Origin of the sequence: Spirillospora sp. NPDC127506 (genome assembly GCF_040302145.1) — a bacterium.
In the GTDB taxonomy this organism is placed as follows: domain Bacteria; phylum Actinomycetota; class Actinomycetes; order Streptosporangiales; family Streptosporangiaceae; genus Spirillospora.
The window spans coordinates 1-2938 of record NZ_JBEORG010000094.1; the positions used below are offsets into that span (position 1 = coordinate 1).

General features: G+C 75.8%; 4 protein-coding genes. All 4 read right to left on the reverse strand.

Going from position 1 to position 2938, the window contains the following annotated elements:
* Nucleotides 1-71 precede the first annotated feature (71 nt).
* Nucleotides 72-866, reverse strand: a complete 795-nt coding sequence (locus tag ABTW95_RS35560; RefSeq protein WP_396453234.1) for an ABC transporter permease — start codon at nt 864-866, stop codon at nt 72-74.
* Complete coding sequence (locus ABTW95_RS35565) at nt 863-1648, reverse strand: ABC transporter permease (protein ID WP_396453233.1); 786 nt, start codon at nt 1646-1648, stop codon at nt 863-865. Before ABTW95_RS35565 ends, ABTW95_RS35560 begins: the two co-directional genes overlap by 4 nt.
* A complete protein-coding gene (locus ABTW95_RS35570) occupies nt 1645-2592 on the reverse strand; it encodes an ABC transporter ATP-binding protein (RefSeq protein ID WP_396453231.1) in 948 nt (315 codons plus the stop codon). Before ABTW95_RS35570 ends, ABTW95_RS35565 begins: the two co-directional genes overlap by 4 nt.
* An 80-nt stretch (nt 2593-2672) precedes the next feature.
* The coding region (locus tag ABTW95_RS35575; RefSeq protein ID WP_500228624.1) for a response regulator transcription factor at nt 2673-2938 on the reverse strand (266 nt) is incomplete at its 5' end.

Genomic DNA, 2938 nt, shown 5'->3' on the forward strand with positions numbered 1-2938 from the left:
GCGGCGCCTGACGTCCCCGGACGCGGCCCCGACCGCCCCGGGGGGGGCGCGTCCGCGTGCCGGCCCGCCGGTCAGCCCGCGTAGTCGAGGCCGCCGTCGCGGCGTCCGGCGGACACGAGCCGGTCCATCGACAGCGCGGCCACCGCGTACCAGCAGGCGCCGACCAGGGCCTCGGCGCCGAGCAGCCCCATGACGTGGCCGACGGGCGCGCCGCCGAGGATTCCGCGCACCGCCTCCAGCCCGTGGACGACCGGCAGCGCGTGCGCCGCGTATTCGAGCGGCGCGGGCCAGACCCCGACGGGGACGTTCACGCCGCCGAACGTCATCACGATCCCGTAGGCGAGGTTCAGCACCAGCCATTCGACGCCGCGCAGCCGCAGCGCGATGCCCGCGAGCGCGCACCCGTACCCGTAGCTGCTGACGAGGACGAGCAGGACGACCGGAATGGCCCAGCCGGCGCGCGGCCAGGGCAGCGGGACGCCGAGGAGCGGCGGCAGGACGAGCCAGGCGACCGACGAGCTGGCCAGCCCCGTCACCGTCCACTGGAGCCCCCGCCCGAGGTACACCGGCAGGTGCCCGGACGGCGCGATGGCCAGCAGCGGCAGCGTCCCCATGCGCCGCTCACCGGCCAGCGAGATCACCACGATGGTGGACTCCATGCAGGCCAGCACCACGATGTTGCCGACCAGCACGTACCTCATCGTGGCCTCGTCGCCGACGTAGCGGCCCAGCAGCGCGTAGAACGTTGCCTGGCAGAGCAGCCGCATCAGCCACCCGAACGTCCATGTCCGCCAGGTGTAGACGGCGCTCATCTCGGCGAACCCCAGGATCAGCGCCTCCCGGACGATCCGGAGCACGTGCCTCATGCGAACTCCACCGTCCCCCGCCCGCGGGCCCGGTCGACGTAGCGGCGCGTCAGCCACAGCCCCGCCGCCATGGCCGCCGCGCCCAGCCCGAGGACGGCCGCGACCGACCAGGGCCGGCCGTCCGCATCGCCGCGCACGGCGCCGCGCAGCAGCTCCGCGCTCCACGACAGGAACACCACCCGGCTGAACGGGTGCAGCCAGCCGGGCAGCGCCGCGACCGGGACGAGGATCCCGCCGAGGATGTAGAACGGGTAGCCCAGGGAGTTCTGCAGGACGTCCCGCGCCCGCGACACCACGAGCACCGCCGACAGGAGCGTCGCCGTCCCGATCGTCGCCAGGCAGGTGACCGCGACCGCGAGCGCGAACAGCGCGGGGTCGGCGACCGCCACGACCCGGCCGAAACCGACCGCCGCCACCAGCCACGACTCCGCGAACGCCGCGGCGCCCACCAGCACGACCATCGCGACCCGCCCGGCCACCACCGGGCCGAGCGGCACGGGCGCCGCGATCATGGGGGAGAACCGGCCGGCCCAGCGGTCCTCGGGGACGATGCGCCCGGCGTAGTCGAGCGCGGCGACCCAGAGCCCGATCAGGCCCGGCGCCAGCACGGCGTTCGCGACGACGTCCGGGCGGTCCGCCGTCACGGTCAGCGCCAGCATCGTCGTGGTCTGCATGGGCGCGATGAGCAGGATGAGCGCGTGCTCCGGTTCGCGCCGCGACAGCGCCGCCTGCAGCAGCACCGCCCGCCACATCGCGCGCCACATCGCGCGGGGCGCGCTCATACCCGCATCCCGCGGTCGCCGACCGTGCGGAGGTAGACCTCTTCGAGCGTCGGCTCGCCGCGCCGGGCGGTGAGGACGTCGCGGTCCAGCAGCCAGGCGAGGACGCGGCGGGTGCCGTCCCGGTCGGCCGTGTGGGCGCGCCAGGCGGCCCCGTCCCGCCGCTCGACGTCGAGCACGTCCGGCAGCACGGCCAGGGCGCCGGCGACGGACGGGTCGGGGTGGGTGAAGTCGACGCACTCCCGCTCGCCGAGGAACCTCCCGACCCGGGCGGTGTCGGCGCTCAGCAGCATCCGGCCGCGGTCGATGAGCGTCACCCGGTCGCACAGCGCCGTGGCCTCGTCCATGTCGTGCGTGGCGAGCAGGAACGTGCGGCCCTCCGCGCGCAGGTCGAGGACCAGCCGCCGGAACGCCCCCGCCGCGACCGGGTCGAGCCCGGACGTCGGCTCGTCCAGGAACAGCACCCGCGGCTCGTGCAGCAGGCCGCGCGCCAGGTGCAGCCGCTGCCGCATGCCGCGCGAGAACCGCTCCACGCGGTCGTCCGCGCGGTCGGCGAGGCCGACCCGTTCCAGCAGCGCGCCGGCGCGGCGGCGGGTCGTGCGGGCGTCGAGCTTGTACAGCGCGCCCCAGAACAGCAGGTTCCGGCGGGCGGACAGCCGGTCGTAGAGGCCCCGGTCGCCGCCGAGGACCAGCCCGACCAGCGACCGGACGGCGCGTGTGCGGTCCACGACGTCGTGGCCGAGGATCCGCGCCGACCCGCCCGACGGCAGCAGCACGGTGGAAAGGATCTTGATGAGGGTGGTCTTGCCCGCCCCGTTCGGGCCGAGCAGCCCGTGGATCTCGTTCTGCCCGACGGACAGGGTCAGGCCGTCCAGGGCGACGACGGGATCCCGGCGGCCGCGCTCGTAGACGCGGCGCAGCCCGGAGGTGTGCACGGCGGCTTCCATGCCTCCGACCGTCGCCGTAAGGAGGGGCCGCGAGCCATAAGCCGGCGGCTTATCTCCCGGGCGGGTCTTCTGGGAGGCCCCTAGGCGAGGCCGCGGTCGCGGGCGGCCGCGACCGCCTCGCCGCGGGAGGAGACGCCGAGCTTGGCGAGGATGTGGGAGACGTGCACGCTGGCGGTCTTGGGGGAGATGACCAGCTCCTCGGCGATCTCCCGGTTGGAGCGGCCCCGCGCCAGCAGCCGGATCACCTCCGACTCCCGCGCGGTCAGCGGCCCGCCGGACGGCCCGGCCAGGCCCGCGCGGCGCGCCCGCTCGGCGACGCGGCGGGGAGGCTCAGCGCGCTGCCGCG

Excerpts from the sequence above, each read along its gene's own strand:
- ABTW95_RS35565 (WP_396453233.1), bottom strand. The coding sequence starts at position 1,648 with ATGAGCGCGCCCCGCGCGATGTGGCGCGCGATGTGGCGGGCGGTGCTG.
- ABTW95_RS35570 (WP_396453231.1), bottom strand. The coding sequence starts at position 2,592 with ATGGAAGCCGCCGTGCACACCTCCGGGCTGCGCCGCGTCTACGAGCGC.
- ABTW95_RS35560 (WP_396453234.1), bottom strand. The coding sequence starts at position 866 with ATGAGGCACGTGCTCCGGATCGTCCGGGAGGCGCTGATCCTGGGGTTC.